This is a genomic window from Shinella sp. WSD5-1 (assembly GCF_963942435.1).
Classification (GTDB): Bacteria; Pseudomonadota; Alphaproteobacteria; order Rhizobiales; family Rhizobiaceae; genus Shinella; species Shinella yambaruensis.
Window position 1 is genome coordinate 2802884 of record NZ_OZ012596.1, and the last position, 21721, is coordinate 2824604.

General features: G+C 65.7%; 18 protein-coding genes. 9 read left to right on the plus strand and 9 right to left on the minus strand.

All coding sequences use genetic code 11. The annotated features are described in order from the left end of the window. Positions 1-86 precede the first annotated feature (86 nt). Positions 87-395 carry an FAD assembly factor SdhE gene (locus tag AABQ55_RS13855; RefSeq protein WP_272805412.1) on the plus strand — a complete coding sequence of 103 codons (309 nt, stop codon included), beginning with the start codon at positions 87-89 and terminating at the stop codon, positions 393-395. Further along, a complete protein-coding gene (mfd, locus tag AABQ55_RS13860) occupies positions 392-3904 on the plus strand; it encodes a transcription-repair coupling factor (RefSeq protein WP_272805413.1) in 3513 nt (1170 codons plus the stop codon). Before AABQ55_RS13855 ends, mfd begins: the two co-directional genes overlap by 4 nt. A 175-nt stretch (positions 3905-4079) precedes the next feature. Here mfd and AABQ55_RS13865 read toward each other — a convergent pair whose 3' ends face one another. Together AABQ55_RS13865 and AABQ55_RS13870 are read right to left on the minus strand one after the other, a co-directional pair. Further along, complete coding sequence (locus AABQ55_RS13865) at positions 4080-4751, minus strand: DsbA family oxidoreductase (RefSeq protein ID WP_272805414.1); 672 nt, start codon at positions 4749-4751, stop codon at positions 4080-4082. A 198-nt stretch (positions 4752-4949) separates the two neighbouring features. Further along, positions 4950-6746, minus strand: coding sequence for an extracellular solute-binding protein (locus AABQ55_RS13870; protein ID WP_272807458.1), 1797 nt, complete (start codon positions 6744-6746; stop codon positions 4950-4952). 290 nt (positions 6747-7036) lie between these two features. Here AABQ55_RS13870 and AABQ55_RS13875 point away from each other — a divergent pair, with 290 nt between their 5' ends. Then, entirely contained in the window at positions 7037-7663 is a 627-nt protein-coding gene (locus AABQ55_RS13875; protein WP_244765539.1) for an invasion associated locus B family protein, read from the plus strand. A gap of 74 nt (positions 7664-7737) precedes the next feature. Here the strand turns inward: AABQ55_RS13875 and hspQ are convergent, their stop codons facing one another. Continuing rightward, complete coding sequence (gene hspQ / locus AABQ55_RS13880; RefSeq protein WP_244765538.1) at positions 7738-8070, minus strand: heat shock protein HspQ; 333 nt, start codon at positions 8068-8070, stop codon at positions 7738-7740. A 152-nt stretch (positions 8071-8222) separates the two neighbouring features. On the opposite strand from hspQ, the gene AABQ55_RS13885 reads away from it, so the two are divergent. Further along, positions 8223-9266, plus strand: coding sequence for a hypothetical protein (locus tag AABQ55_RS13885; protein ID WP_272805415.1), 1044 nt, complete (start codon positions 8223-8225; stop codon positions 9264-9266). Positions 9267-9333: 67 nt separating this feature from the next. Further along, positions 9334-10365: a TAXI family TRAP transporter solute-binding subunit gene (locus tag AABQ55_RS13890; RefSeq protein WP_272805416.1), complete on the plus strand. Its 1032-nt coding sequence runs from the start codon at positions 9334-9336 to the stop codon at positions 10363-10365. 237 nt (positions 10366-10602) lie between these two features. On the opposite strand, the gene glnA is transcribed toward AABQ55_RS13890, so the two are convergent. Both glnA and AABQ55_RS13900 read right to left on the minus strand, forming a co-directional pair. Continuing rightward, positions 10603-12012, minus strand: coding sequence for a type I glutamate--ammonia ligase (gene glnA / locus AABQ55_RS13895; RefSeq protein ID WP_272805417.1), 1410 nt, complete (start codon positions 12010-12012; stop codon positions 10603-10605). Positions 12013-12072: 60 nt separating this feature from the next. Beyond that, positions 12073-12411 carry a P-II family nitrogen regulator gene (locus tag AABQ55_RS13900; RefSeq protein ID WP_003515720.1) on the minus strand — a complete coding sequence of 113 codons (339 nt, stop codon included), beginning with the start codon at positions 12409-12411 and terminating at the stop codon, positions 12073-12075. 366 nt (positions 12412-12777) lie between these two features. Here AABQ55_RS13900 and AABQ55_RS13905 point away from each other — a divergent pair, with 366 nt between their 5' ends. Together AABQ55_RS13905 and AABQ55_RS13910 are read left to right on the plus strand one after the other, a co-directional pair. After that, a complete protein-coding gene (locus tag AABQ55_RS13905; RefSeq protein WP_272805418.1) occupies positions 12778-14262 on the plus strand; it encodes an NAD(P)H-hydrate dehydratase in 1485 nt (494 codons plus the stop codon). A 75-nt stretch (positions 14263-14337) separates the two neighbouring features. Next, positions 14338-15069 carry a 3-keto-5-aminohexanoate cleavage protein gene (locus AABQ55_RS13910; RefSeq protein ID WP_272805419.1) on the plus strand — a complete coding sequence of 244 codons (732 nt, stop codon included), beginning with the start codon at positions 14338-14340 and terminating at the stop codon, positions 15067-15069. A gap of 49 nt (positions 15070-15118) precedes the next feature. Here AABQ55_RS13910 and AABQ55_RS13915 read toward each other — a convergent pair whose 3' ends face one another. The 3 genes from AABQ55_RS13915 to uvrA are packed head-to-tail and all read right to left on the minus strand — an operon-like array spanning position 15119 to position 19506. Beyond that, on the minus strand, positions 15119-15922 hold the full coding sequence (locus AABQ55_RS13915; RefSeq protein WP_244765533.1) for a DUF72 domain-containing protein: 804 nt from the start codon (positions 15920-15922) through the stop codon (positions 15119-15121). A gap of 37 nt (positions 15923-15959) precedes the next feature. Beyond that, the gene (locus tag AABQ55_RS13920) at positions 15960-16583 is read right to left on the minus strand and encodes a glutathione S-transferase family protein (RefSeq protein ID WP_272805420.1); all 624 of its coding nucleotides are present in this window, start codon (positions 16581-16583) and stop codon (positions 15960-15962) included. A gap of 4 nt (positions 16584-16587) precedes the next feature. After that, positions 16588-19506: an excinuclease ABC subunit UvrA gene (gene uvrA / locus AABQ55_RS13925; RefSeq protein WP_272805421.1), complete on the minus strand. Its 2919-nt coding sequence runs from the start codon at positions 19504-19506 to the stop codon at positions 16588-16590. Positions 19507-19797: 291 nt separating this feature from the next. Between uvrA and AABQ55_RS13930 the strand changes: the two genes are divergently transcribed. Next, positions 19798-20301: a single-stranded DNA-binding protein gene (locus AABQ55_RS13930; RefSeq protein ID WP_244765530.1), complete on the plus strand. Its 504-nt coding sequence runs from the start codon at positions 19798-19800 to the stop codon at positions 20299-20301. 80 nt (positions 20302-20381) lie between these two features. Then, the gene (locus AABQ55_RS13935; RefSeq protein ID WP_272805422.1) at positions 20382-20789 is read left to right on the plus strand and encodes a cupin domain-containing protein; all 408 of its coding nucleotides are present in this window, start codon (positions 20382-20384) and stop codon (positions 20787-20789) included. Positions 20790-21007: 218 nt separating this feature from the next. Here AABQ55_RS13935 and AABQ55_RS13940 read toward each other — a convergent pair whose 3' ends face one another. After that, positions 21008-21637, minus strand: a complete 630-nt coding sequence (locus tag AABQ55_RS13940) for a MarC family protein (protein WP_244765528.1) — start codon at positions 21635-21637, stop codon at positions 21008-21010. Positions 21638-21721: the final 84 nt, after the last annotated feature.

Below are 21721 nucleotides of genomic sequence, written 5' to 3' on the forward strand. Positions count from 1 at the left end.
GACGCTTTGGCAAGGCTGACAAGCGGCTTTTGCCGGTCTATAGAAACGCGGAATTATACCTGAGTGAAAGAAAAGCGAGCACGATCATGACGGGCACGACACGCTCCAGCGCCGAGATCGACCCGCGCCGCAAGCGCATCCTCTTCCGTTGCTGGCATCGCGGCATCCGCGAGATGGACCTGGTGCTCGGCGCTTTCGCCGACGCGGAGATCGAGACGCTTTCCGAGATCGAGCTCGACGAGCTGGAGCGCATCATGGCCGAGGAGGACAACGACCTCATCAAGTGGGTGACGGGGGAAAAGCCGGTGCCGGACGCGTTCCGCGACGGCCTCTTTTCGCGCATCGCCGCCTACCGCCCCGATTTCTCGCCGCTCTTCAAAGACGACCGCGCATGATCCCCGGATTTTCCCCCGAACGCGTCGCGGCGGCCGGCCGGCCGATGACCATCGGCGCCGTGCCGTCCGGCGTCGAGCCGCTGATCCTCGCCGAGCTTGCCCGCACCGGCGGCCCGCTCGCCTATGTGCTGTCGGACGGCCAGCGCATCTCCGATCTCGAGCAGATGCTCGGCTTCGTTGCGCCGGACATTCCGGTGCTGACGCTGCCCGGCTGGGACTGTCTGCCCTATGACCGCGTCTCGCCGAGCGCCGAAGTCTCCGCACGGCGCCTGTCTGCGCTTTCCGCGCTGATCGCCCACCAGAAGAAGCCGCATGCGGCCATCGTGCTCGTCACCGTCAACGCCATGCTGCAGAAGACGGCGCCGCGCGCGATCATCGAGAGCCTTGCCTTTTCCGCCCGCCCCGGCAACCAGGTGCGCATGGACGACATCGCCGCCCGGCTGGAACGCAACGGCTTCGAGCGGGTCGCGACGGTGCGCGAGGTGGGCGAATATGCGGTGCGCGGCGGCATCCTCGACGTCTTCGTGCCCGGCAGCGGCGAGCCGGTGCGCCTCGATTTTTTCGGCGATACGCTGGAGAGCATCCGCTCCTTCGATCCCGCCAGCCAGCGCACGACCGGCCAGGCGCGCTCCCTCGACCTCAACCCGATGAGCGAGGTGACGCTGACGCCGGAGACGATCTCGCATTTCCGAAAACACTACCTCTCCTCCTTCGGCGCCGCGACGCGCGACGACGCGCTCTACCAGGCCGTTTCCGAGGGCCGGCGCTATGCGGGCATGGAGCACTGGCTGCCGCTGTTCTACGACGGCCTCGAAACCGCCTTCGACTATCTTGCCGGCTTCCGTATCGTCACGGACCATACGGTGCGTGAGGCGGCCGTAGAACGCTCCCGCCTCGTGCGCGACTACTACGAGGCGCGCGTGGCGTCCGCGACGCCCGGCAAGGGCCAGGTGGCGCAGGCGACGCCCTACAAGCCGGTGCCGCCGGGCCTCCTCTATCTCGACGCAGAACGCTTCGCCCGCGATCTCGACGAGCGCGACGCCATCCGCCTCTCGCCCTTCAACGAGCACGAGGGCGAGGCGCGGCATGTCGAAACCATTGCCGCGCGGCCCGGCATGCGCTGGGCGCGGCCGGCCGGCAGCGAGGATGCGGACAGCGCCCGGGTCAACGTCTTCGACCAGGCGGTGAAGCACATCGCCGACAAGCGGGCCTCCGGCGCGAAAGTGCTGGTGACGGGCTGGTCGGAAGGCTCGCTCGACCGCCTCTTGCAGGTGCTCGCCGAACATGGCCTCGGCAATGTCGTGCCGGTCGGGAAGTTCTCCGATCTCCGCAAGCTGAAGCCCGGCGAGGCGGGCTCTGCCGTGCTCAGCCTCGAAAGCGGCTTCGAGGCCGGCGATGTGGTCGTCATCGGCGAGCAGGATATTCTGGGCGACCGCATGGTGCGGCGCTCGAAACGCCGCAAGCGCGGGGCGGATTTCATCACCGAGGTCGCCGGGCTCGACGAGGGCTCGATCGTCGTGCATGCCGAGCACGGTATCGGCCGCTTCGTCGGCCTCAGAACCATCGAGGCCGCCGGCGCGCCGCATGCCTGCCTCGAACTCGTCTATGCGGACGAGGCGAAGCTCTTCCTGCCCGTCGAGAACATCGACCTCCTGTCGCGCTACGGCGGCGAGGGCACGGATGCGCTGCTCGACAAGCTCGGCGGCGCCGCCTGGCAGGCGCGCAAGGCCAAGCTGAAGAAGCGCCTGCTCGACATGGCGAACGGCCTCATCCAGATCGCCGCCGCCCGCCTCGTGCGCCATGCGCCGGTGCTCGTCTCCACGGAGGGCGTCTACGACGAATTCGCCGCCCGCTTCCCCTATGACGAGACCGACGACCAGGCGAACGCCATCGATGCCGTGCGCGAGGATCTCGGGGCCGGCCGGCCGATGGACCGGCTCGTCTGCGGCGACGTCGGCTTCGGCAAGACGGAAGTGGCGCTGCGCGCCGCCTTCATCGCGGCGATGAACGGCGTGCAGGTCGCCGTCGTCGTGCCGACGACGCTGCTTGCCCGCCAGCATTTCAAGACTTTCTCCGACCGGTTCCGTGGGCTGCCGATCCGCGTGCAGCAGGCCTCCCGCCTCGTCGGCTCGAAGGAACTGGCGCTCACCAAGAAGGAACTCTCCGAGGGCAAGACGGATATCGTCGTCGGAACGCACGCGCTGCTCGGCTCGTCGATCAAGTTCGCCAATCTCGGCCTTCTCATCATCGACGAGGAGCAGCATTTCGGCGTCAAGCACAAGGAACGGCTGAAGGAGCTGAAGAGCGACGTGCATGTGCTCACGCTCTCGGCGACGCCGATCCCGCGCACCCTGCAGCTCGCCATGACGGGCGTGCGCGAGCTCTCGCTGATCACCACGCCGCCGGTCGATCGCATGGCGGTGCGCACCTTCATCTCGCCCTTCGATCCACTCGTCATCCGCGAGACGCTGATGCGCGAGCACTATCGCGGCGGCCAGAGTTTTTACGTCTGCCCGCGCCTCAGCGATCTTGCGGAAATCCACGATTTCCTGCGTCAGGACGTGCCGGAGCTGAAGGTCGCCGTCGCGCATGGCCAGATGCCGGCCACCGAACTCGAAGACATCATGAACGCCTTCTACGAGGGCCGCTACGACGTGCTGCTCTCGACGACCATCGTCGAATCGGGCCTCGACGTGCCGACGGCGAACACGATGATCATCCACCGCGCCGACATGTTCGGCCTCGCCCAGCTCTACCAGCTGCGCGGTCGCGTCGGCCGGTCGAAGGTGCGCGCCTTCGCGCTGCTGACGCTCCCGGTCAACCGCACGCTGACAGGCACGGCCGAGCGCCGCCTGAAGGTGCTGCAATCGCTCGATACGCTCGGCGCGGGCTTCCAGCTCGCCAGCCACGACCTCGACATCCGCGGCGCGGGCAACCTGCTCGGCGAGGAACAGTCCGGCCATATCAAGGAGGTCGGCTTCGAGCTTTACCAGCAGATGCTGGAAGAGGCCGTCGCGGAAATCAAGGGCGACGAGGAGGTCACGGACACCGGCTGGTCGCCGCAGATCTCCGTCGGCACGCCGGTGATGATCCCCGACGACTACGTGCCGGACCTGCACCTGCGTCTCGGCCTCTACCGCCGCCTCGGCGAGATCACCGAGCTCGGCGACATCGACGCCTTCGGCGCCGAGCTCATCGACCGCTTCGGGCCGCTGCCGGTCGAGGTGCAGCATCTCCTGAAGATCGTCTACATCAAGTCGCTCTGCCGCGTGGCCAATGTCGAGAAGCTGGATGCCGGCCCGAAGGGCGTCGTCGTGCAGTTCCGCCACAAGGAATTCCCGAACCCGGCTGCGCTGGTCGGCTATATCGCCAAGCAGGGCACGCTGGCCAAGATCCGGCCCGACCAGAGCCTGTTCCTCGCCCGCGACTACCCGACGCCGGAAAAGCGGCTGACCGGTGCGGCGCAGGTGATGACGCAGCTTGCGGGGCTGGCGAAGCAGGGGGCGTAGGGTCGCCCCTCATCCGGCTGCCGCCACCTTCTCCCCGCAAGCGGGGAGAAGGAGATATGGCAACGGTTTCCTCCCCATTGAATCATTTGAACAGGAATGAAGCGTCGCCCCATCTTCCTTCTCCCCGCTTGCGGGGAGAAGGTGGCGGTAGCCGGATGAGGGGCACCCTACCGGCTCAGTTCTTCCCGATGCGCTCCTGCGCCTTCAGGGCCGCGATCTCGCGGAAGGCGTTGGTCAGCACGTCCACCGACTGCGCGCCCATCACGGCATATTTGTTGTCGATGATGAAGCAGGGCACGCCCGTCACGCCCATGTCGCGGGCCATGCCGATCTCTTCCTTGACCGAATCGACATCCGCGCCGGCCGAGAACAGGGCGGTGACGACGGCCCGGTCCATGCCGCAGGCTTCGGCGATGTCGAGTAGGACGGTGCGGTCGCCGACATTGCGGCCTTCCTCGAAATAGGCCTTGAAGAGGGCGACCGCGACCCGGTTCTGAACCTCGGGGCCTTCGATCATCGCCCAGCGCAGCAGCCGGTGGGCGTCGAGCGTGTTCGGGCTGATCTTCACCGCGGGAAAGTCGAAAGCGATGCCGGCTTCCTGGCCGAGACCCGCCAGCATCTCGTGCGCGCGCGTCACGGCCTCGTCGCCGCCGAGCTTTTCGGCAAGGTGCTTCTTGTGATCGATCCCTTCGGCCGGCATGTCGGGATTGAGCTGGTAGGGGCGGAACGTCACGGCGACGACGAGATCGTCCCCGACGGCCTCGATCGCCTTGTCGAGCCGCTTCTTGCCGAGGTAGCACCAGGGGCAGACGACGTCGGAGACGACATCGATCGTAATGGCTTCCATCCGGGTTTCCTTTCAAGCGCCGGACAATCCCGGCCGCCGCGCAAGCCGCGTTTTGCGGGCCGCGCGGCGCAGTCAACTCTCTGCCGCGTCTGCGTGCGTTCCGAAGGACGCGCGACGCTCTCACCGCCGAGATAGGCCGGCTTGCCGCGGCTTTCAACAGGTTACCTTGCGGTAACCCCAATTCTGGGGATACCCCCTTTATTGTACCCGCTCGTCCCACCATGCGGGGAGCTGGAAGCCCCAGAGCGGCGTCGCTTCCGGCCGGCCGATGTGCTTGTTGCGCGCGATCCATTGCTCGCCCAGATGATAGAGCGGGACGATGTAGTTGCCGGACAGCAGCATCCTGTCCTGGAGGCGCACGGCGGAGCGGAAATCCTCTGCCGTGCGCGCGGAGAGAATGGCGGCCATGACGCGGTCGAGGTCTGGATCGGCGACGCCTGCGAAGCTCTCGCTGCCTTCGGTGTCGCGCGCCTGCGATCCCCAGCGCCGCACCTGTTCGAGACCCGGCGACAGGGAGGAAAGGAAGGCCTTCATGATGACGTCGTAGTCGAAGATCTGGCTGCGGCTCTGATACTGCGAATCATCGACGGTCCTGAGGCTGACCTGGACGCCGAGAGCAGAAAGGAAGCGCTGGTAGGCGAGGGCGAGCTTCTCCTGGTCGGCGTTCTGCGTCATGATTTCGAAGGCGAGCTGCTTGCCGGATGCATCCACCATGCGGCCGTTCTTGATGGAATACCCCGCATTCCTGAAATGGTTCATCGCCTCCCGCAGCACCTTGCGGTCGCGGCCCGAGCCGTCGGTCACCGGCAGGCGATGGGTGCCCTCGAGGACGGCGGGGTCGATGCGGCTCACCGCGTCGCCGAGGATCTCGCGCTCACGCGCGTCGATCGGCGTGTTGAGCGATGACAGGTCGGTGTTCTGCCAGAAGCTTTCCGTGCGCGTATAGGCGTTTTCGAACAGGCTGCGGTTGACCCATTCGAAATCGAAGACATAGAGCAGCGCCTTGCGCAGCTCCGCATTCTGGAAGACCGGGCGGCGCGTGTTGAAGACGAAGCCGAACATGACCGGCGGCAGCTTCGACTTCACCGCATCCTTGATGACCGTGCCGGACTGGACCGCGGGAAAATCGTAGCCGCGCGCCCATTTCGTCGGATTGCCCTCCTGGTAGAGGTCGACGGCGCCTTTCTTGAAGGCCTCGAACAGCGAATTGTCCTGCAGGAAATATTCGACGGAAATCTCGTCGTAATTGTCGAAGCCGACCTTCGAGGGGATGTCCTTGCCCCAATAGTTCGGATCGCGCTCGTAGACGATGCGCTCGCCGGGCTTCACGGCCTTGACCTTGTAGGGTCCGGAGCCGAGCGGAAAGGCGAGCGACGACCGGTCGAAGGTCTCCACATCGGTGGCGTGTTTGGGCAGGATCGGCGAGAGCGCGATCAGGAGCGGCGCCTCGCGGTCGCCCTTCTCGTTGAAGGTGAAGCGGACGCTGTGCTCCCCGGTCTTCTCGAGCTTCTCCACGCCGTTCAGGCGGATGCTGAAGGGCGCACGGCCCTTGTCGCGCAGCAGCTCGAAGGTGAAGATGACGTCCTCGGGCGTCACCGGCTTGCCGTCGGCCCAGCGCGCCTTGGGGTTGAGGTGGAATTCGACGAAGCTGCGGTCGTCGTCCCATTCCACGCTTTCGGCGAGCAGGCCGTACATGGTGAAGGCCTCGTCGCGCGAGCGCAGCATCAGCGATTCGTAGACGAGATTGCCGAATTCCGGGTCCCACATGCCGCGCGCCGTGGTGCGCATGCTCTTGAGGATGAAGGGGTTGAGGCTGTCGAAGGTGCCGACGACGCCGTAGGCAATGCGCCCGCCCTTCTTCACGGCGGGATTGACGTAGCTGAAATGCTTGTAGTCCGGCGGCAGGGCGGGGTCGCCGTGCATGGCGATGCCGTGGAGCGGGGCGGCGTGGCCGAGGGCGGCGGGCAGGCCGAGCAGTGCGGCGGCACAGGCCATCAGGAAGGGGCGCAAGTGTGTCTCCTCATGGGGGTCCGGATGATTCTCGCCATTATACGCGCTCGAAACGAGACGGCAGCGTGGCAGGTGCGGAAATCCGATGCACGCGGGAATTTCATCAAGAAAGGCTGGATATCCGGCGCGGCCCATTGTAACAGGGTTCCCCGAAGCGGGTCATGCAATTGCCTCATTTCGCCGACAGGAGAGCGCACGGCTGACCAATCGCCCAAGTGGGACCCAGGAGGGGCGCTGTCGCTCCGGCACCGGATTTTCAGGAGACCGAACTCGTTATGATCTTCACATCGCACCTCATCAAGCGGACCGTGCTTTCCGCCTTCGCTGCTTCCGTTGCCCTGGCGGCTGCTCCGTCCGCTTCTCTGGCACAGCAGCAGGCTGCACCGCCGAAGGGCTGGTTCAAGGTCTGCACCAAGCAGGAGGACAACGATGTCTGCATCGTGCAGAACCTGCTGACGGCCAACAGCGGCCAGCTCATCACCGCGGTCGGCCTCATCACCGTCGCCGGCAAGACCAACCGCAAGATCATGCAGGTCTCCGTGCCGAGCGCCCGCCTGATCCCGCCGGGCGTCCAGATGCAGATCGACGGCGGCAAGGCGCAGAAGCTCGATTACGCCATCTGCATGCCCGACAAGTGCGTCGCCGAAGTGCCGCTGACCGACCAGATGATCTCCAGCCTCAAGAAGGGCGGCGAGCTCGTCCTGACCTCGGTCAACTTCCAGCGCGCGCCGAACCCGATCAAGATCTCGCTCGAAGGGTTCACCGGCGTGTTCGACGGCGAGCCGATCGAACAGTCGCAGCTCGAAGAGCGCCAGCGCCTGCTGCAGGAAGAAATGCAGAAGAAGGCGGAGGAAGCCCGCAAGAAGCTCGAAGAGGCCCAGAAGGCCGCCAAGAGCCAGTAAGCGTCCCGCTTCGCAGGAACATGAAAAACCCGGCCATCGGCCGGGTTTTTTGTTGGGGCGGCGGAAGGGGTGGTTCAGTGGAAGATACCGCTCTCTTCCTTCCAGCGGTAATGTCCCTTTTCCACGTCCATCAGGGCGCGGACCTGGGGGTGGCGGATCGGTTTGCCGCTTTCATCCGCCACGAGGTTCTGTTCCGAGACATAGGCGACGTATTCCGTGTCGTCGTTCTCCGCGAAGAGATGATAGAACGGTTGATCCTTCGATGGCCGGATTTCGGCGGGAATGGCGTTCCACCACTCCTCCGTGTTGGCGAATTCCGGATCGACGTCGAAGATCACGCCACGGAAGGGGAAAACCCGGTGGCGGACGACATCGCCAATGGCAAATTTTGCGTTACGCATCTTCATGGCGTACCTACCTTTCCACTTATATTTGGGTAAATACGCCGAAACATCAATAGTTCGCGCGTCTCGCACGTCTTTATCCAGGGGGTGGCGCGCTTGCGCCAAGGGTGGTTTCGGCGTACCTCGAAAGGAACGTCTCAGGTGGGTCGGATGGCATGAACAATCAGTGGGGCAGGAGCGGTAGCGGATCGGCGGCGGGCAGTGGCATCGGAGGCATCCTGTTCGCCTCCGTGGTGTGCCTGGCGCTCGGCGGTGCCGCAGGCTACGGCGCCTTCCGCATGATGGACGACGCCGTTCCCCAGGGCGAAGTCGAAGCGCGCGACAGGCGCATCGCCGAGCTTGCCCGCGAGCTGGACGCCCGCGCCGCGCAGGTGGAGGAAAGCACGCAGAAGGCGCAGGCGCTGACCGAGGAGAACGGCACGCTCCGGCGCCAGGTCGAGGCGCTGCGCAAGGATGCAAGCGCGTCGGATTCGGATGTGGCGGTGATTGCGGCCGAACGCACGAAACTCGCGCAGGAGGTCGTGCCGGCGCTCGAAAGCAGGCTCCAGCTGCTCGGCCAGCGCGTCGCGGACGCCGAAGCGCTGAAGACGAAGGCCGAAGACGCCGTCAAGGACCGCGAGCGGCGGCTGTCGCTCCAGAGCGACAAGATCGCCAGCCTCGAGAAGGCCTGCAGCCAGCAGGCCGCGACGCGCAGCGCCGAGGCCGATGACCTGAAGACCCAGACCGCGGCCCTGCGCGAGGAACTGGAAACGGTCCGCAAGGCGGAAGAGGCGCTGCGCACGAGGAACCTGCCGGCCCTCAAGGAGGAGATCACCCGCAAGGACAAGGAGATCGCCGCCCTCGGCGAGCGCACCAAGGCGTTGACGGGGCAGGTCGAGGCGCTCGAGGCGGCAAGCTGCATGGCGCTGCCCAGGCAGCCGAACGACAACAGCCGCAAGGCGGAGCAGGAGAAGGACGCGACCGGGGAGGCTGCCCGGGACACCTCCATCCAGGCGCTCAATCCGCGCGATGGAACGCTTGTGGCAGAGGCGATGCGGGAAACGCCCGGCCTCGATGCCCTCACCAGCCTGCAGCGCGAGCAGCTCGAACGCTCGCTGACGGCGGGTGAATGCGTGACGAGCGCGCTCGGCGGCGTCTTCCGGCGCATTCCGGTCCTCGCGCTCAGAAATCTCATGCGCGACCTCGACAGCGACTGCTGAGCCGCAATGTTGAGCGTGCTGCAGGGCACCTATCGTGATTGAGTACAGACCCCAAGGGAGAGTGGGAATGAAGCGATCTGTTCTTTTGGCCGTGCTCGGGCTTGCGCTTTCCGTCGCAGGCGCTTCGGCTGCGGATTTCGAACGCAACATCATGACCGGCGGCCCGCAGGGCACCTATATCAAGATCGGCCGCGATATCGCAGCGCTCGGCGCCGAATGCGGCCAGACGCTCAATGTCCTCGAAAGCGCCGGATCGCTGGAGAACTTCGTCGGCGTGCGCAACCGCCGCAACACTCAGTTCGGCATCGTGCAGAGCGACGTGCTCGAATACCTGAAGACCTTCGAGAAGAACGATCCCGAGGTGCAGAAGGCGGTCAAGGGCGTGCGCATCATGTTCCCGCTCTACAACGAGGAGATCCACGTCCTCGCCCGCAACGACATTGCGGGCCTCAAGGACCTCGCGGGCAAGAAGGTCGCGGTCGGCAAGAAGGATTCGGGCACCTTCCTCACCGCAACGCTCATCATGGACATCCTGCAGGTCAAGGCCGGCGAGCGCATGGACATCAACCCGGACGAGGCGCTGCCGAAACTCCTCTCCGGCGAGATCGACGCCTTCTTCTACGTCGCCGGCGCGCCCGCCTCGCTCTTCACCGGCAACACCATCGACAAGGCGAAGTTCCACCTCGTGCCGATCACCGAGGCGCCGCTGCTCGCCACCTACACGCCCTCGCGCATCGAGGCCGGCACCTATTCCTTCCAGGACAAGCCGGTCGACCTCATCGCCGTCAAGGCCGTGATGATGACCTACGACTACGACACCAAGCGCAACGCCTATCACCGGGACAGCTGCAAGACCGTGGCGGACTTCTCCAACCTCATCGTCACCGGGCTCGACAAGTTGAAGACGACGGGCCATCCGAAATGGAAGACGGTGGACCTGACCGCCCTGCCGCCCGGCTGGCAGGTCGGCGTCTGCGTCAAGGCCGGCATGGCGCTCGACTACAAGCCCGCCTGCAAGCCAGCCGCCGCCGCCACGAGCGCCACCGACGACAGCAACGAGGAATATCTCAACCTGCTCAAGCAGCGGCTCCAGCCGTAGCGCGCGCTTTTCTCAAGACGGGCATCGCGCGCGATTTAATCCTCGGGTCGAGCCCGAGGATGACGGCGGGGAGGAGAGGCTGGCGGCCTATCGAACGGTGCGGCATGCGGTTCGCTTGCCTGTTTTCGCCCGTCATCCCTTCCTTCGTCATCCTCGGGCTCGACCCGAGGATCCAAACGCTCCCCGACAAAAAAAACCCGGCCTGAGGCCGGGTTCTTCGTTTGAAAACGCCGCTTATCAGGCGGAGTAGTACATGTCGAACTCGACCGGGTGCGGGGTCATTTCGTAGCGCATGACCTCCACCATCTTCAGCTCGATGTAGGAATCGATCTGGTCGTCGTCGAACACGCCGCCGGCCGTCAGGAACTTGCGGTCCTTGTCGAGGCTTTCCAGCGCTTCGCGCAGCGAGCCGCAGACAGTCGGGATCTTCTTCAGCTCCTTCGGCGGCAGGTCGTAGAGGTCCTTGTCCATGGCCTTGCCGGGATGGATCTTGTTCTTGATGCCGTCGAGGCCGGCCATCAGCATGGCGGCGAAGCCGAGATAGGGGTTGCCGAGCGGGTCGGGGAAGCGGATCTCGACGCGCTTGGACTTCGGACCCGTGCCGAACGGAATGCGGCAGGAGGCCGAGCGGTTGCGGGCCGAGTAGGCGAGCAGCACCGGCGCCTCGTAACCCGGGACGAGACGTTTGTAGGAGTTCGTCGTCGGGTTGGTGAAGGCGTTGATCGCCTTGGCGTGCTTGATGATGCCGCCGATGAAGTAGAGGCAGGTTTCCGACAGGCCGGCATATTCGTCGCCGGCGAACTGCGGCTTCGCATCCTTCCAGATCGACAGGTGCACGTGCATGCCCGAGCCGTTGTCGCCGAAGACCGGCTTCGGCATGAAGGTCGCCGTCTTGCCATAGGCATTGGCGACCTGGTGCACGACGTACTTGTAGATCTGCACCTTGTCGGCGCTGCGCACCAGCGTGTCGAACTTGACGCCGAGCTCGTGCTGGCCGGCCGCCACTTCATGGTGCTGCTTCTCGACGGTGACGCCCATCTCGGTAAGGACGGTCAGCATCTCCGAGCGCATGTCCTGGCAGCTGTCGACCGGGGGAACCGGGAAGTAGCCGCCCTTGACGCGCGGGCGATGGCCGAGGTTGCCGGTCTCGTAGTCGGTGTCGTCGTTGGACGGCAGTTCCGAGCTGTCCAGCTTGAAGCCGGTATTGTACGGGTCGGCCTTGTACTTGACGTCGTCGAAGACGAAGAATTCCGGTTCCGGGCCGGCATAGATGGTGTCGCCGATGCCCGAGGCCTTCAGGTAGGCTTCGGCCTTCTTGGCCGTGCCGCGCGGGTCGCGGTTGTAGCTCTCGCCAGAGACCGGGTCGAGGATGTCGCACATGACGACCATGGTGGACTGCGCGAAGAACGGGTCCATGTGCACGGTCGCCGGATCGGGCATCAGCACCATGTCGGACTCGTTGATCGCCTTCCAGCCGCCGATCGAGGAGCCGTCGAACATGACGCCATCGGCGAACATGTCTTCGTCGACGACGCCGACGTCCATTGTCACATGGTGCATCTTGCCGCGCGGGTCGGTGAAGCGCAGGTCGACGAACTTGACGTCGTTTTCCTTGATTTGCTTGAGGATTTCATTGGCAGTCGTCATTTTATGGAGTCCCTGTGTGAGATGACGAGGTGGAAGCCTCGGCCGGACGGCCGGGCGGGATCAGATGGCGTCGACGCCGGTTTCGCCGGTGCGGATGCGGATGACTTCTTCGACGTTGGAGACAAAGATCTTGCCATCGCCGATGCGGCCGGTCTGGGCCGCGTTGCGGATGGCCTCGATGACGGCCTCCGCGTTTTCGTCCGCCAGGACGACCTCGACCTTCACCTTGGGCAGAAAGTCGACGACGTATTCGGCGCCACGGTAAAGCTCCGTGTGGCCCTTCTGGCGTCCAAAGCCCTTCGCCTCGGTGACGGTGATACCCTGCAGGCCAACTTCCTGAAGGGCTTCCTTCACCTCATCGAGCTTGAAGGGCTTGATGATCGCTTCGATCTTTTTCATGAGAAAATGTCTCTCCGCTTCTCCCGTTTGCGCGCGGTTTGCGCGCGCCGCACACTCAAATGCACGTATCATGCCAACTTGAAGCAGGATGCATGCCAGAGCGGATGAAATCCGTTTCCTTGCCGATCCTGCCCGTCCTCACGCGGTGGATGATGCGGCTTTCCAGCCAAAAGGGCCAGCGGAATTTGCCTAAAAAATGTCACTTTCCACGCCCGGCGGCGCCCGCGCACCGCAAGTCCGGCGTGCCTGCCGCATAAAGCTGCAAATTTGAGCATATCGAATATGCAGATGCACAAATAACGGGCTTGTCGACCGGATCGAATCCCGGACTTGTCTCCGTCATGGCTTTGCGCGCATGCTGTCCTCATGCACAAGGACATAGACACACTCATCGTCACGCCGGAGGATATGGGCCGCATCGACCGCGCCGCAGCCCTTGACCTTTCGAGCTACGGCCTGATGGAGCGGGCGGGGCAGGCGGTCGCCGCGGCGGCCCTGCGCCGCTTTCCCGGCGCCCTGCGCTTTGCCGTGCTTTGCGGTCCCGGCAACAATGGCGGCGACGGCTATGTCGCTGCCCGCGCCTTGCAGGAGGCGGGGGCCTCGGTCACCGTCCATGCCCTTGGCGCGACGGCGGCGCTGAAGGGCGACGCCGCGACCGCCTTCGCCCGTTTTCCCGGCGCCGTCGCGCCGCTTATGGCCTATGCGCCCCAAGCGGGCGACGTGGTCGTCGACGCGCTGTTCGGCGCGGGCCTGTCGCGCGACGTGCCGCAGGCGGTCGCTGAGATCATCGAGGCCGTGTGCCGCAAGGCAGTCCTGCCCGTGCTGGCGGTGGACCTGCCGTCCGGCGTCGACGGCCGGACCGGGCAGGTGCGCGGCGCCGCCTTCGAGGCCACCGCGACCGTCACCTTCATGTGCCGCAAGCCCGGCCACCTGCTGCTGCCCGGACGTTCCCTGTCGGGCGACCTGGACGTCTTCGATATCGGCATCCCCGCCCGCCTGTTCGCCGGGCATGCGGACCATATGCGCGTGAACACGCCGGCGATCTGGCGCCTCGATCTGCCGGTGCAGGGCCGCGCGACCCACAAATACGGGCGCGGCCATCTTGCCGTCTTCTCCGGCCCGGCGGCGGCCACGGGCGCCGCGCGCCTCTCCGCCGAGGCGGGCCTTCGCGCCGGCGCCGGCCTCGTCACGCTGCTTTCGCCGCGGGAGGCGCTTTGCGTCAACGCCGCGCACCTGACCGCGGCGATGCTGAAGCCCGTCGACGGCGACGACGACCTTTCCGGCCTGCTCGGTGATGCGCGGCTGCAGGCCTTCGTGCTCGGCCCCGGCTTCGGCGACGGGGAGCGGGCGCGGGGCCATGTCCGCCTGCTTGCCGAAGGCGGCCGCCGCCTCGTGCTCGATGCAGACGGCATCAGCGCCTTCCGCGACGATCCGGCCGCGCTCTTCTCGCTTTTTTCCGGCGGAAGCCCGCGGCTGGTGCTGACCCCGCATGACGGCGAGTTCGCCCGCCTCTTCCCCGATCTTGCAGGGGACGGAACCCTGTCGAAAATCGACCGTGCCCGCCAGGCGGCCGCGCGCAGCAACGCCATCCTGATCCTCAAGGGCGCCGACACCGTGATCGCCGCGCCGGACGGCCGGGTCCTCGTCAACGAGAACGCGCCGCCCTGGCTTGCCACCGCCGGTTCCGGCGACGTGCTCGCCGGCATCGTCGGCGCCCATCTCGCCCAGGGCATGCCCGCCTTCGAGGCTGCCGCCAGCGCCGTCTGGCGTCATGGCGAGGCGGGCCGCATCGCGGGCGAGGGGCTGACGGCGGAGGACCTGCCGGGCGCCATTCCGCCCTGGCCGGAATAGGGCAGGGCAGGCGCCGCGCAAACGCTTTTCCTGCCACGCCTTGCATCAAGCGAAACCGAACCCGGGAGGACCGGCATGATCGTTCAAGCCTGCATCAACGGCGCGCGTCCCGCCGGTTACCATACGCGCCTGCCCCTGACGGCGGAGGCGATGGCGATCGACGCCGCGGCCTGCATTTCCGCCGGCGCGGCGGAGCTCCATATCCATCCGCGCGGGCCGGACGGGCGCGAGAGCCTGTCCGCCGTCGACGAGACGGTACGCGCCGTACGTGAGGCATGCCCCGGCACGCTCATCGGCGTATCGACGGGCGCGTGGATCGAAGGCGACGCGGCAAGGACGCGCGACAGCATCGCGGCATGGCGGGAGCGGCCGGACTACGCCTCCGTCAACCTTTCCGAACCCGATGCGCCCGCCGTCATCGCCCTGCTGCACCACATGGGCATTGGGGTCGAGGCGGGTCTGGCCAGCGTGACGGACGCCGAACGGTTCGTCGCCCTGCTGCCGGATGGCCGGCGCGCGCTGCGCGTCCTCATCGAGATCGACGAGGAACAGGATTTCGGAAAGGCGGACGCCATCGTGGACGGGATCGCGCAGGTTCTCGCCCAGGCGAATGTCCGCCGGCCGATCCTCCTGCACGGCGCCGATGCGACCGTCTGGCACTTTGTCCGGCGTGCATACCGGCAGCGCTGGTCGACCCGTGTCGGGCTGGAGGACGGCTGCCTGCGTCTCGATGGCAGGAGAGCGGCCGGAAATGCCGAGATTGTCTCGGATGCCGTGCGGTTCTTCCGCTCCGCGGCTCCCGGCTGAGGCTCGATGCCGTGAAATTCGGCCGAAGGCTGCCGCACGGCCGGGGGCGTCAGCTCGTGCGCCGCTGCAGCTCGCGCGCGCCATTCGGCGCGTTCACCTTGCCGGAGGTGATGAAGAACGCGAAGACGTCGCGGGGCTTCTTCGCCGGCTGGGTCTTTGGATCGATCTTCGGCAAATCGGCAGGCTCGCCGCCGCCGGACCAGGCCTTGAGCCGCTCCGCCCACTCATCGAGCGCTTCCGGCGGATAGCAGGTCTTGATGTCGTCGGAGCCCTTCTGCAGGCGGGCATAGACGAAATCCGCCGTCACGTCGGCGATCTCGGGATAGTCGGCATGCTGGGCGTAGACGATCGCCGCCCTGTACTTGCGCGCGAGCGCCGCGAATTCCGGCACGAGGAACGTATCGTTGCGCACTTCCAGCGCATGTTTCAGCGCGAGGCCGTCGAGCTTTTCCGGCAGCAGTTTCAGGAAACCCTCGAAATCGTCCGGTTCGAACTTCTTCGTCGGCGGGAACTGCCAGAGGATCGGGCCGAGATGGTCGCCGAGCTCGGTCAGCCCCTGCGTCAGGAACTTTTCCACGGATTCGCCGCCATCGGCCAGGACCTTGCGGTTCGTGGTGAAGCGGCTCGCCTTCAGCGAGAAGATGAAGCCGTCCGGCACGTCGGAGGCCCATTTGGCGAAGGTTTCCGGCTTCTGCGAGCCGTAATAGGTGCCGTTGACCTCGATCGCCGTCAGTTCGCGGCTGGCGAATTCGAGCTGGCGCTTCTTGGCCAGCTTTTCCGGATAGAAGGTGCCTTCCCAGGGATCGAAGGTCCAGCCGCCGATGCCGGTTCTGATGGTGCCGGATGTGCTCATGTCAGTTCTCCTCGACAGACAGGTGGCGGCACGCCTCTCAGGCGGGCGCGATGAAAGGCTGGGAAATGTCCTGGAACACCGGCAGTGCCTCCATGCCGGCGCAATGGGCTGCAAGCGCGGGGTAGGCGGCAGGATCGATGAGGCCGGGATGGGCCTCGCCGACATGCCGCCAGGCGCAGGCGACCGCGATATCCGCATGGGTAATGCGGCCAAACCAATATGGTCCGGGCCGCGCGGCCCGCTCCGCTTCCAGTGCGGCAAGGACGGTTGAAATCTGCAAGCGGCAGCGCTCGACGAAAAAGGCCGAAGGCGTCTCGTGCAGGTGCAGCTCGTAGAACAGGCTGACGCCCTTGTCCGCAAGGCCGGTCGCGAAGGCCATCACCTTCAGCGCCTGCCGCCGCGCGGGCTCTGCCTGTGGCAGGAGCCGCTGTTCCGGCGGCACGAGGCCGTCGAGATGATCGAGGATCGAGGGGCTGTCGGCCACGACGTCGCCATCGTCCAGCACCAGCGTCGGCACCCGCATCAGCGGGTTGACCGCCTGCACCTTGTCGCCTTCGCCGAACACCGACCAGGGCCGATGCTCGAAGGGAAGGCCGTAGAGCCGCAGCGCAATGCCCACGCGGCGCACAAAGGACGAATCGTACTGGCCGATCAGGATCATGGGGTTACTCCGCCGCGACCTTCTTCATCGGCCGGCGTTCCAGCAATTCACGGAGGAAATGGCCGGTATAGGAGCGCTCCACCTTCACCACGTCCTCCGGCGTGCCCTCGGCGATCACCTCGCCGCCGCCATCGCCGCCTTCCGGGCCGAAGTCGATGATCCAGTCGGCGGTCTTGATGACCTCCAGATTGTGCTCGATGACGACGACCGAATTGCCCTGGTTGACCAGTTCGTGCAGCACTTCGAGCAGCTTCGCCACGTCGTGGAAGTGCAGGCCCGTCGTTGGCTCGTCGAGGATGTAGAGCGTGCGGCCGGTCGAGCGCTTCGACAGTTCCTTGGCGAGCTTGACGCGCTGCGCCTCGCCGCCCGACAGCGTGTTCGCCTGCTGGCCGACCTTGATATAGCCGAGGCCGACCTGGTTCAGCGTCGTCAGCTTGTCGCGCACCGCCGGCACGGCGGCGAAGAACTCGACGCCTTCCTCCACCGTCATGTCCAGCACGTCGGCGATCGACTTGCCCTTGAAGGTGACGTCGAGCGTCTCGCGGTTGTAGCGCTTGCCGTGGCAGACGTCGCAGGTGACGTAGACGTCCGGCAGGAAGTGCATCTCGATCTTGATGACGCCGTCGCCCTGGCAGGCTTCGCAGCGGCCGCCCTTGACGTTGAACGAGAAGCGGCCGGGCTGGTAGCCGCGGGCCTTGGCCTCCGGCAGGCCGGCGAACCAGTCGCGGATCGGCGTGAAGGCGCCGGTATAGGTCGCCGGGTTCGAGCGCGGCGTGCGGCCGATCGGCGACTGGTCGATGTCGATGACCTTGTCGATATATTCGAAACCGTCGATGCGCTCGTGCTCGGCCGGGATTTCGCGCGCGCCCATGATGCGGCGTGCGGCCGACTTGTAGAGCGTCTCGATGAGGAAGGTCGACTTGCCGCCGCCGGAAACGCCCGTGACCGCCGTGAAGACGCCGAGCGGGATCGACGCCGTGACATTCTTCAGATTGTTCGCTTTCGCGCCGACGACCTTGATTTCCTTCTTTTTCTTCGGCTTGCGGCGTTCGCCGGGAATGGCCACCGAAAGCTCGCCGGAAAGATACTTGCCCGTCAGCGACGCCGGGTTGGCGATCACCTCTCCGGGCGTGCCCTGCGCGATCACCTCACCGCCATGGATGCCGGCGGCGGGGCCGATATCGACCACGTAGTCCGCCGTCAGGATCGCGTCCTCGTCATGCTCGACGACGATGACGGTGTTGCCGATGTCGCGCAGGTGTCGGAGCGTGTCGAGCAGGCGCGCATTGTCGCGCTGGTGCAGGCCGATGGAGGGCTCGTCCAGCACGTAGAGCACGCCCGTCAGGCCGGAGCCGATCTGCGAGGCGAGGCGGATGCGCTGGCTCTCGCCGCCCGACAGCGTGCCGGAATTGCGCGAGAGCGAAAGATATTCGAGGCCGACATCGTTGAGGAAGCGCAGGCGCTCACGAATCTCCTTGAGGATGCGGACGGCGATCTCGTTCTGCTTGGCGTTGAGGCGCTCCGGCAGGGTCTCGAACCAGTCGCGCGCGACGCGGATCGACATGGCCGTCGCCTCGCCGATATGCAGCTTGTCGATCTTCACCGCCAGCGCCTCCGGCTTCAGGCGAAAACCGTTGCAGGCCGGGCAGGGGGCGGCCGACATGTAACGCTCGATCTCCTCGCGCGACCAGGCGGAATCGGTTTCCTTCCAGCGCCGTTCGAGGTTCGGCACGATGCCCTCGAAGGTCTTCACCGTCTTGTAGGAGCGCGCGCCGTCCTTGTAGTTGAACTCGATCTTTTCCTTGGTGCCGTGCAGGATGGCATTCTGCGCGTCCTCCGAAAGCTCCGACCAGCGGTTGGAGAGCTTGAAGCCATAGGCGGCGCCGAGCGCTTCCAGCGTCTGGTTGTAATAGGGCGAGGAGGATTTGGCCCAGGGCGCGATGGCGCCGTCGCGCAGCGTGCGCTCCGCCTCGGGCACGATGAGGTCCGGGTCGATCTTCTGCTGGCTGCCGAGGCCGTCGCAGGTCGGGCAGGCGCCGAACGGGTTGTTGAACGAGAAAAGGCGCGGCTCGATTTCGGGGATCGTGAAGCCGGAGACCGGGCAGGCGAACTTTTCCGAGAACAGCACGCGTTCGTGCGTCTCGTTCAGCGACTTGTTGGCCGAGCCGCCGGCCGCCGTTTCCTCGACGGGCAGCGGCTTGTCGGCGAATTCGGCGATCGCCAGCCCGTCGGCGAGCTTCAGGCAGGTTTCGAGGCTGTCCGCAAGGCGCGAGGCGAGGTCCGGGCGCACGACGACGCGGTCGACCACCACATCGATGTCGTGCTTGTACTTCTTGTCGAGCGCCGGCACGTCGGCGATCTCGTAGAACTGGCCGTCGACCTTGACGCGCTGGAACCCCTTCTTCATCAGCTCGGCGAGTTCCTTCTTGTACTCGCCCTTGCGGCCGCGCACGACGGGCGCGAGGATGTAGAGGCGCGTTCCCTCGCCGAAATCGATGACGCGGTCGACCATCTGGCTGACCGTCTGGCTCTCGATCGGCAGGCCCGTCGCCGGCGAATAGGGCACGCCGACGCGCGCGAAGAGCAGGCGCATGTAGTCGTAGATCTCGGTCACCGTGCCGACGGTCGAGCGCGGGTTCTTCGAGGTCGTCTTCTGTTCGATGGAGATGGCCGGCGACAGGCCGTCGATCTGGTCGACGTCCGGCTTCTGCATCATCTCCAGGAACTGGCGCGCATAGGCCGAAAGGCTCTCGACATAGCGCCGCTGGCCCTCGGCATAGATCGTGTCGAAGGCGAGCGACGACTTGCCCGAGCCCGAAAGCCCGGTCATGACGATCAGTTTGTTGCGGGGCAGGTCGAGGTCGATGCCCTTGAGATTGTGTTCGCGCGCGCCGCGGATGGAAATGGTCTTGAGTTCGCTCATGGTGTCCAGCGTCAGGAGTCGTTGCGCATCAGTTTCGGATCTGGCCCCTATGTAGGGATGAGACGGGGCGTGTCCATGCGCGGTCAGAGAATTCCGTGCCCGTTTCCGATTCGGTTGACAAGAGTATAGGCATTTATTAGAACAAAAAAAGAACAAAAATCTGCAATTGATCTGTGGATTACCACTCTTGCGGGGCGGCGCCGGCGATCGCCAGCCGATAAGATGCCGCATTCGTGTAGTGAAAATGATGCCGGGCAGTCTTCGCCCGGCGCGACAACGGGAAGTACGGGTATGGCTGGAAGCGTCAACAAGGTGATCTTGATCGGCAATGTCGGGGCGGACCCGGAAATCCGGCGTACGCAGGACGGTCGGCCGATCGCCAACCTGCGCATCGCCACCTCCGAGACCTGGCGTGACCGCAACAGCGGCGAACGCCGCGAGAAGACCGAATGGCACAATGTCGTGGTCTTCAACGAAGGCCTGTGCAAGGTCGTCGAGCAATACGTCAAGAAAGGCGCGAAACTCTACATCGAGGGCGCGCTGCAGACCCGCAAGTGGCAGGACCAGACCGGCAACGACCGCTACACGACGGAAGTCGTGCTGCAGGGCTTCAACTCGACGCTGACCATGCTCGACGGCCGCGGGGAAGGCGGCGGCGAGCGCCGCGGCGGCGGCGATTTCGGCGCGGCGCCGAACTATGACGATTACGGCTCGCGCCCGGCTTCGGGCGGCGGCGGCAGCAGCCGTTCGAGCGGCTCGCTCTCGCGCGACATGGACGACGACATCCCGTTCTGAGACGGCGGGACGAGGCCGGCCGCCGCGCCGGCCTTCGCCGGGCGCTTTCGACGGGCAGGCATGCTGGGAAGGGAAGCGTCATGGACTTTGAAAAGACGGCCGCAGACGTGTTGTTCCTGCGGCCGGGCGAGGGACGCAGCTATCCGCTCGGCCGCATGAGCGCGGTCTTCAAGGCGGACCATGGCGAGACCGGGAATGCCTACAGCGTCTCCGAATGGTGGCTGGGGCCCGGCGCGGCCGGGCCGGGCGCCCATTCCCATGCGGACAATGTCGAACTTTTTTACGTGATCGCCGGTGTCGCCAGCATCCTGGCCGGCGAGGACTGGCTGGAGGCGCCGGCCGGCAGTTTCGTGCGCATTCCGGCGACCGTGATGCATGACTTCGAGAACCGAACGAACGAGCGCGTCGGGCTGCTCAACGTGTTCCTCCCCGGCGGTTTCGAGGAGAACATGCCGGCGATTGCAAAATGGTTCGCAGAAAACCCCTGACCGTCGGAAACCCCGTGCGAGGCGCCGGGCTGTGGTCTGTGAGGAAAGGCATTGTGCCTCCTCCTGCAAGAACCTCGCAGGCTTCTCTCGGGTGAGCCCAGGGCAATCGCCTTGGGAAGGAAACCGTCGCCCCATCCCCTTCTTCCCCTCGGGGGAGAAGGGAAGAGCGGCGACGTCGAGTTCCCTGTGCGATCGCCCGCGGGCGAGCACGACATCCCTCAGCCGATGAACACCGATTTCACGCCGTCCACCACGAACTGCACCGCCAGCGCGGCGAGGATGACGCCAAGCAGGCGCGTGAGGATCGCGCGGCCGGTCTTGCCGAGGAAGCGGTCGATGCGCTCGGCGATGACCAGCGACAGGAACAGGATGGCGATGCAGAGCGCGATGACGCCGATGAGGGCGCCGCGCTCGAGCGCGGAGGGGAAGGAGCCCGAGGTGAGGATCGTCGCGGAGATCGCGCCGGGGCCGGCGATCAGCGGCAGGGCGAGCGGGAAGACGGCGATGTTGTGGATGTGATCGCGGGTGATCGCCACCTCGCTGGTCTTCTCCTTCCGCTCGTTGCGGCGCTCGAAGATCATCTCGAAGGCGATCCAGAACAGGAGCAGGCCGCCGGCGATGCGGAAGGCGCCGATGGAGATGCCGAGCAGCGACAGCACGCCCGCGCCCGTCAGCGCGAAGACGGCGAGGATGCAGAAGGCGATGACGCAGCCGCGCAGCGCCACCTGCGTGCGCTGCGGGCGCGTCATGCCGACGGTGAGCCCCAGGAAGATCGGCGCAAGGCCCGGCGGATCGATGGTCACGAGCAGGGTCGTGATCGCATTGACCAGAAGATCGATGTTGAGCATGTCAGGCGTTCCCCTCGCCGTTGCGCGGCCGATTTTTCCCGGCCTTGTCCGGCTATTGTTAGGGGAGGGCGCCGCGCAAGGGAA

What these genes read in the sequence shown, in the direction of transcription:
- AABQ55_RS13855 (WP_272805412.1), top strand. Translation starts at nt 87, where the DNA reads ATGACGGGCACGACACGCTCCAGCGCCGAGATCGACCCGCGCCGCAAG.
- mfd (WP_272805413.1), top strand. Translation starts at nt 392, where the DNA reads ATGATCCCCGGATTTTCCCCCGAACGCGTCGCGGCGGCCGGCCGGCCG.
- AABQ55_RS13865 (WP_272805414.1), bottom strand. Translation starts at nt 4,751, where the DNA reads ATGGAAGCCATTACGATCGATGTCGTCTCCGACGTCGTCTGCCCCTGG.
- AABQ55_RS13870 (WP_272807458.1), bottom strand. Translation starts at nt 6,746, where the DNA reads ATGGCCTGTGCCGCCGCACTGCTCGGCCTGCCCGCCGCCCTCGGCCAC.
- AABQ55_RS13875 (WP_244765539.1), top strand. Translation starts at nt 7,037, where the DNA reads ATGATCTTCACATCGCACCTCATCAAGCGGACCGTGCTTTCCGCCTTC.
- hspQ (WP_244765538.1), bottom strand. Translation starts at nt 8,070, where the DNA reads ATGAAGATGCGTAACGCAAAATTTGCCATTGGCGATGTCGTCCGCCAC.
- AABQ55_RS13885 (WP_272805415.1), top strand. Translation starts at nt 8,223, where the DNA reads ATGAACAATCAGTGGGGCAGGAGCGGTAGCGGATCGGCGGCGGGCAGT.
- AABQ55_RS13890 (WP_272805416.1), top strand. Translation starts at nt 9,334, where the DNA reads ATGAAGCGATCTGTTCTTTTGGCCGTGCTCGGGCTTGCGCTTTCCGTC.
- glnA (WP_272805417.1), bottom strand. Translation starts at nt 12,012, where the DNA reads ATGACGACTGCCAATGAAATCCTCAAGCAAATCAAGGAAAACGACGTC.
- AABQ55_RS13900 (WP_003515720.1), bottom strand. Translation starts at nt 12,411, where the DNA reads ATGAAAAAGATCGAAGCGATCATCAAGCCCTTCAAGCTCGATGAGGTG.
- AABQ55_RS13905 (WP_272805418.1), top strand. Translation starts at nt 12,778, where the DNA reads ATGCACAAGGACATAGACACACTCATCGTCACGCCGGAGGATATGGGC.
- AABQ55_RS13910 (WP_272805419.1), top strand. Translation starts at nt 14,338, where the DNA reads ATGATCGTTCAAGCCTGCATCAACGGCGCGCGTCCCGCCGGTTACCAT.
- AABQ55_RS13915 (WP_244765533.1), bottom strand. Translation starts at nt 15,922, where the DNA reads ATGAGCACATCCGGCACCATCAGAACCGGCATCGGCGGCTGGACCTTC.
- AABQ55_RS13920 (WP_272805420.1), bottom strand. Translation starts at nt 16,583, where the DNA reads ATGATCCTGATCGGCCAGTACGATTCGTCCTTTGTGCGCCGCGTGGGC.
- uvrA (WP_272805421.1), bottom strand. Translation starts at nt 19,506, where the DNA reads ATGAGCGAACTCAAGACCATTTCCATCCGCGGCGCGCGCGAACACAAT.
- AABQ55_RS13930 (WP_244765530.1), top strand. Translation starts at nt 19,798, where the DNA reads ATGGCTGGAAGCGTCAACAAGGTGATCTTGATCGGCAATGTCGGGGCG.
- AABQ55_RS13935 (WP_272805422.1), top strand. Translation starts at nt 20,382, where the DNA reads ATGGACTTTGAAAAGACGGCCGCAGACGTGTTGTTCCTGCGGCCGGGC.
- AABQ55_RS13940 (WP_244765528.1), bottom strand. Translation starts at nt 21,637, where the DNA reads ATGCTCAACATCGATCTTCTGGTCAATGCGATCACGACCCTGCTCGTG.